Here is a 6,013-nt window from a genome sequence, read left to right on the forward strand (position 1 = left end):
TAGCGAATGCTCAAAGAGCCGTGCCTAGCCGAGCACTTTGCCGATCATCGGGGGCAGCTGATCGGCGACCATCGGGTAGCTCAGCGGCGAGGCGAAGGCGATCGCGCCGGCCTGGTCCTTGGTGGTGAAGACATGGCGGTTCTGGGCGGTCGCCTGCGATCCGGCGACCTCGGGGTCGGCCAGCAGCGCCTTCTGCTCGTCGGCACTCTCGGTCGTCCAGATCACCACGTCGGCGGAATCGAGCACCGTCTTGATCTGGTCGCGCGGGATGACGGCGCGGTGATCGCTGACGAAGGGCTTGATGCTGTCGGCGATGACCAAACCCATCTGGTTGAGGAAGTCGGTTCGCCAGCCCGCCGCGGTGGCGACCACGCTGCCCCGGAACAGGGTGCCCTGCATCAGCAAGGCGCGCTTGGTCTTCCACTGCGGATGATTCTGGGCTACGGCGACGAACTGCTTGTCGACGCCATCGATCAGCGCCTTCATCTGGCCGGCCTGAAACACGGCCTGGCCGACCGCGGTGGCCTGGTCCTTCCACGGCTCGAAGAACGCGTCGCCGTCGGACTGCGCAACGGTCGGGGCGATCGCGGCCAGCTTCTTGTAGGTGTCGGCGTCCAAGCCGGCGTTGACGGCGACGATCAAATCGGGCTTCAGGCCAGAGATCTGTTCGACGGCTATCCCGTTGTCCAGGTTCAGCACCACGGGTTGTGCGCCGCCGAGCTTGGGCTGGGCCCACGGCCACACCGCGAACGGCTGGTCACCGAACCAGTTGGTCACCGCGATCGGTACGACGCCGAGGGCGAGCAGGTCGTCTTGCTCGGTGTAGCCCGCGCTGACCACCCGCTTGGGCGGCGTCTTGATGACGGTCTGACCGAAAAGATGGGTGATCGTCACGCCTTCGCTGCCGGGAGCGCTCGCCGGCGGTTTCGGGTCCGAACACCCCGCCGCCGTCCCGGCCGCCGCGGCGGCCGCGGCGGCACCGGCGAGCTGCAAGAACCCCCGCCGATTCCATCCCTGTCGCATCGCGTGAGAGTATCGCGTCGCCGACGCTGACCTGCATCGCCGCACGGTTTCGCCGCTCACCTCAGTGGCATGCCGGCGTCGACGAAGTCCAGGGCCCGATAGATCGTCGCGGCCGTCGGTGGCGCGTTGTCGGCGGCGGCCATCATCGCGCCAGTCAGCGCTCCCGCGAACACCCGGACTTCGAAATCGTCTGTGGGGCGGCCGATTCGGTGCCCGATCATCTCCGCAACGACGTTGACGGTGCGGTAGTACTCGTCGTACATGGCGGCCTTGAGCTCGGGTATCGAGAACATCAGTCGCTGCCGGGTGTTCTCGAAATCCAGCTGCTCAGCGGGCAGAGCGGCCATGACTTCGGTGTAGGCCCGGCGGATCGCCTCGGTGGGCGACAGCTCGGGCGGCTGCGACTCGAAGGCCGCGAAGATCAGCGGGTCCAGGTCGTCGGCGAGCAGCAACGACTCCTTGGATCCGAAGTAGCGAAAGAAGGTGCTGGGTGACACTTCGGCGGCCTCGGCGATCTGTTCGACGGTGGTGGCCGCATAGCCATTCGCATCGATCAGGCGGAACGCCTCGCGCCTGATGGCCTGGCGGGTCTTGAGCTTCTTGCGCTCCCGCAGGCCCAGGGGCTGATCAGTCGCGGGCATGGGGCAATTCTCCCGCACCCGCGGCGCCCCGCCGCGAACCCGGCGGCGTGTATTCGTGCCCCTCCTTTGTCCAAGGGCTGTAGTCGGCGATCAGCTCTTCCTGCGGCGGGCGCTGGTCGACCGGAACATGCTGCAGGTTGATCCGGATCCGGTACCAAATCGAACTCGGCCCGCGCATGCCGTCGACCAGCACATCGGCCGGCGCCAACCGCCCGGCGACGGCGGGATAACGGCCGCGCCAGGTGTCCAGCGCGGCCATCGCCTCGTCCTTGGTCTTGGTCCGGGCGACCTCGATCAGAGGCATCGAAGACCGGCGGCGGCCGTCGGCACTCTTCCCCGCCCCGCGCGGCGCCCGCTCCGGGGGGCCCATTTCCTCGGCCAGCATCAGCAGCCGGTCCAGGTCGCCCACCGCGTCATCCATCCCCGCCCACGGGTCGCCGATCTGGGCGAACCGGTCGGGAACGGTGGCGATCGTGAACGTCTCCGGCCGGCAGCCGGCGACCTCGTCCCAATGCAGCGGCGTCGACACCCGGGCGTCCGGCGTAGCCCGCACCGAATAGGCGGACGCGACCGTGCGGTCCTTCGCGTTCTGGTTGAAGTCGACGAAGACGCCCTCGCGCTCTTCCTTCCACCAGCGGCTGGTCGCCGCGTCGGGCACTCGCCGCTCCACCTCACGGGCAACGGTCTGGGCGGCCAGCCGGACCTGACGAAACTCCCAGCGCGGCGCGATCCGGGCGTAGATGTGAAAGCCACGCGAGCCGGACGTCTTGGGCCAACCGACCAGGCCGTAGTCCTCCAGCACCTCGCGGGCCACCAGGGCCACGTCGACGATGCCTTGCCAGTCGACCCCGGGCATCGGATCCAGGTCGACGCGCAACTCGTCCGGATGGTCGAGGTCGGTGGCGAGCACCGGATGCGGGTTGAGGTCCACACAACCCAGGTTGACTGCCCACGCCAGCCCGGCAGCGTCGTGGATGACGGCCTCGGCGGCCGACGTACCCCGCGCGTAGTGGAGCTCGGCGACGTCGACCCAATCCGGCCGCTTCGTCGGCGCACGCTTCTGGAACACCGCCTCGTGCGCGATGCCCTTGACGAAGCGCTTGAGGATCATCGGCCGCCCGGCCACACCCCGCAACGCCGCGTCGGCCACCGATAGGTAATACCGGACCAGGTCGAGTTTGGTGTAGGGCCCGGTCTGTCCATGAGCTTCGAACACGACTTTGTCCGGGTGGGTGATCTTGACGTGGTGCCCGGCAACCTCCATTGACACCGGACCGGTCATGGCGTTCATCGTAATTACGGGAGAATTTTCTGGCCGCGTTGCGACCCGCGTCACATATGGTGAGGTTATGCCTAACCTTCCTGGCCTGCCCGGGCAAGCCGTTTCCAAGGTCCAGCAGTACGTCGAACGCGGTTCGGCGGAGCTGCACTACGTGCGGAAGATCTTCGAGGCGGGCGCATTCAAGCTCGAGTCGCCGCTGAAGACCGCCGCTATGGCAACCGACATCGCCAAGTGGGGCGAGTTCGGCATGCTGCCCTCGCTCAACGCCAGACGGACCCCCGACCGCGCGGCGCTGATCGACGAGGACGGCGAGTTCAGCTACCGCGAACTCGACGAGGCCGCGCACGCCGTGGCCAACGGCCTGATCGAAAAGGGCGTCAAGGGCGGCGACGGCGTCGCCATCCTGGCCCGCAACCACCGCTGGTTCGTCATCGCCAACTACGGCGCCGCCCGGGTCGGTGCCCGCATCATCCTGCTCAACAGCGAATTCTCCGGACCGCAGATCAAAGAGGTGTCCGAGCGCGAAGGCGCCAAGGTCATCATCTACGACGACGAATACACCAACGCCGTCAGCAAGGCCGAGCCGGAGCTGGGCAAGCTGCGCGCTTTAGGTGTCAACCCGGACAGCGACGAGTCCTCCGGCAGCACCGACGAAACCCTGGCAGAGCTGATCGCGCGCAGCAGCAAGGAGCCCGCCCCCAAGGCCAGCAAGCACGCGTCGATCATCATCCTGACCAGCGGCACGACCGGGACACCGAAGGGCGCGAACCGCAGCACCCCGCCCACCCTGGCTCCCGTCGGGACCCTGGCTCCCGTCGGGGGCATCCTGTCGCACGTTCCGTTCAAGGCCAACGAGGTCACCTCGCTGCCGGCGCCGATGTTCCACGCGCTCGGTTACCTCCACGCCACCATCGCGATGTTCCTGGGCTCGACGCTGGTGCTGCGGCGCAAATTCAAACCGCCGCTGGTGCTGGAAGACATCGAGAAATACAAGGTGACGGCCATGGTCGTGGTGCCGGTGATGTTGTCGCGCATCCTGGACACGCTGGAAAAGATGGACTCCAAGCCCGACCTGTCCAGCCTGAAGATCATCTTCGTGTCCGGATCCCAGCTGGGCGCCGAGTTGGCCAACCGCGCCCTGAAAGACATCGGTCCGGTCGTCTACAACATGTACGGCTCGACCGAGATCGCGTTCGCGACCATCGCCCGGCCCGAGGACCTGGAACGCAACGCGTCGACGGTCGGCCCGGTCGTCAAGGGCGTGAAGGTCAAGATCCTCGACGACAACGGCAACGAGGTGCCTCAGGGCGACGTGGGACGCATCTTCGTCGGCAACGCCTTCCCGTTCGAGGGCTACACGGGCGGCGGGCACAAGCAGATCATCGACGGCCTGATGTCCTCCGGCGACGTCGGCTACTTCGACGAATACGGCCTGCTGTATGTCAGCGGCCGTGACGACGAGATGATCGTCTCCGGCGGCGAGAACGTGTTCCCCGCCGAGGTCGAGGACCTGATCAGCGGACACGAAGCCGTGGTGGAGGCCACCGCGATCGGTGTCGAGGACAAGGAGTGGGGCCACCGGCTGCGCGCGTTCGTCGTGAAGAAGGACGGCGCTGAGGTCGACGAGGACACCATCAAGGGATACGTGCGCGACCACCTGGCCCGCTACAAGGTGCCGCGCGAGGTGATCTTCCTCGAGGAATTGCCGCGCAACCCGACCGGCAAGATTCTCAAGCGCGAACTGCGCGAAATGCAGGTCGACTAGCCGCGCCCGCGCGTCCGGCTAGCGCCGGTCCTGAATGGCCCGGATGATCTGGGCCGCGAGCTTGGGATCGGCCAGCAACTGGTCGATGAGCGCCGTGAGCACCTCTTGGCCGGTGACCCGGGCGACGCCCAACTGGTCGGCGGCTTCCCGTTGCCAGATGTCGAGTGCTCGATGGGTGGCGGCCGGGAGGTCGACGGTGCGCCGCGTCCGTTGGATGCGGGGGGTTTCGCCCGTGGAGCGTGATCGGGATTCCGCGGGATCGCCGACCATTCGTTGGGGGCGCGGCTGACGGAACCCGGTGAGGCGTTCAGTTGGTGCGCTGTCTCCGGCGGGTGACGCGGCGGACATCTGCGCTCGGAACGCTGCGGCGCCGGGCCCGATCCGGCCGGGGTTGAAGCTCACTGGGGCGACCATCCCTCCGGTGGGTGCCAATCAGTAAATCAGTGCTTCCGTGCACGTTGCCTACTGATTGTCTCACTGACACCAGCGTAAGTCCCGTCGCGCGGAGCCGGGTGTTACGGCGGAAGTTCCAGCGACCGCGGCACGCCCGGACGCGTGCGGCGGTCCTCACCAGTGGAAATTAAAAAGCGTAGCTGTGGAAAATAGAGGACGCGACCTGTATGGCTACGGTGCGCAAATCGTGTACCGATGGATCTGCGGCATATGAGATTTCCGTATCGGGCGCAAGAGGCGCATTATCGTCCCGTATTAGCTGATCTACTGAGTAGAGGATATTCTTAGATCAGTGAATCAGTAGATACCACTTGAACTGGGTGTATATCGGCCTCAGTAGGCACTGATCTCAGTATCTTCGGTTTTCCTGAATGGCGCAGTTGCGTATTATTTGAAATACGGATTTGAGTTACGAAGATACGTAATTGTGCGACTGAGGTTGCGACTGAATTGTTATTCATTTCACAGCACAATTCGGTGCTATTGCTATTGTTTGCCCAGAAATTTATGCGTAGCGTTTCGAGATGTCGGGGGACAGGGGTTCTCGGAAGGAGCTCATCATGAGGTATTCACTGCGATCGATCCGCGGCGCGGCCGCGGGTGCTGTCGGCGCCGGTGCGGTGGCCGGCGCGATGCTGTTCGGCGGGATGCCCGCGGCGCAGGCCGCGCCGGCGCCCGCCCCTGCCACGACTTTCGACATCGGCGGCCCGCACGGCGGCGCCCCGCTCAGTCCCGGGATCCTTCCCGAGCGGCCCGGCGGCGGCCACGGCGGCCACGGTTGGGGTCCCGGCGGCGGGCACGGTGGCTGGGGCCGCGGCGGCGGCTGGGGCCACGGCGGGGGGTGTTGCT

General features: G+C 66.3%; 5 protein-coding genes and 1 pseudogene. 2 read left to right on the plus strand and 4 right to left on the minus strand.

The window, feature by feature from the left end:
- Nucleotides 1-24: 24 nt before the first annotated feature.
- The 3 genes from MAAFP003_RS02100 to MAAFP003_RS02110 are packed head-to-tail and all read right to left on the minus strand — an operon-like array spanning nucleotide 25 to nucleotide 2,955.
- Entirely contained in the window at nucleotides 25-1,023 is a 999-nt protein-coding gene (locus MAAFP003_RS02100) for an ABC transporter substrate-binding protein (protein WP_096284009.1), read from the minus strand.
- A gap of 56 nt (nucleotides 1,024-1,079) precedes the next feature.
- On the minus strand, nucleotides 1,080-1,664 hold the full coding sequence (locus tag MAAFP003_RS02105) for an acyl-CoA-like ligand-binding transcription factor (protein WP_096284011.1): 585 nt from the start codon (nucleotides 1,662-1,664) through the stop codon (nucleotides 1,080-1,082).
- Nucleotides 1,651-2,955 (minus strand): DNA polymerase domain-containing protein, encoded by a 1,305-nt coding sequence (locus MAAFP003_RS02110; RefSeq protein WP_243393730.1) that lies wholly within the window; start codon nucleotides 2,953-2,955, stop codon nucleotides 1,651-1,653. The genes MAAFP003_RS02105 and MAAFP003_RS02110 overlap by 14 nt, the downstream gene beginning before the upstream one ends.
- A gap of 58 nt (nucleotides 2,956-3,013) precedes the next feature.
- Here MAAFP003_RS02110 and fadD2 point away from each other — a divergent pair, with 58 nt between their 5' ends.
- Nucleotides 3,014-4,711 carry a long-chain-fatty-acid--CoA ligase FadD2 gene (gene fadD2, locus MAAFP003_RS02115; RefSeq protein WP_096284013.1) on the plus strand — a complete coding sequence of 566 codons (1,698 nt, stop codon included), beginning with the start codon at nucleotides 3,014-3,016 and terminating at the stop codon, nucleotides 4,709-4,711.
- A gap of 18 nt (nucleotides 4,712-4,729) precedes the next feature.
- Here the strand turns inward: fadD2 and MAAFP003_RS02120 are convergent, their stop codons facing one another.
- Nucleotides 4,730-5,113 (minus strand): ATPase, encoded by a 384-nt coding sequence (locus tag MAAFP003_RS02120; protein ID WP_096290823.1) that lies wholly within the window; start codon nucleotides 5,111-5,113, stop codon nucleotides 4,730-4,732.
- A gap of 611 nt (nucleotides 5,114-5,724) precedes the next feature.
- Here MAAFP003_RS02120 and MAAFP003_RS28900 point away from each other — a divergent pair.
- Nucleotides 5,725-6,013: pseudogene (locus MAAFP003_RS28900) on the plus strand (hypothetical protein); the annotation flags it as partial.

The organism is Mycobacterium ahvazicum (assembly GCF_900176255.2).
GTDB lineage: Bacteria > Actinomycetota > Actinomycetes > Mycobacteriales > Mycobacteriaceae > Mycobacterium > Mycobacterium ahvazicum.

Coding starts and splice junctions, on each gene's coding strand:
- MAAFP003_RS02100 (WP_096284009.1), bottom strand. CDS start 1,023: ATGCGACAGGGATGGAATCGGCGGGGGTTCTTGCAGCTCGCCGGTGCC.
- MAAFP003_RS02105 (WP_096284011.1), bottom strand. CDS start 1,664: ATGCCCGCGACTGATCAGCCCCTGGGCCTGCGGGAGCGCAAGAAGCTC.
- MAAFP003_RS02110 (WP_243393730.1), bottom strand. CDS start 2,955: ATGAACGCCATGACCGGTCCGGTGTCAATGGAGGTTGCCGGGCACCAC.
- fadD2 (WP_096284013.1), top strand. CDS start 3,014: ATGCCTAACCTTCCTGGCCTGCCCGGGCAAGCCGTTTCCAAGGTCCAG.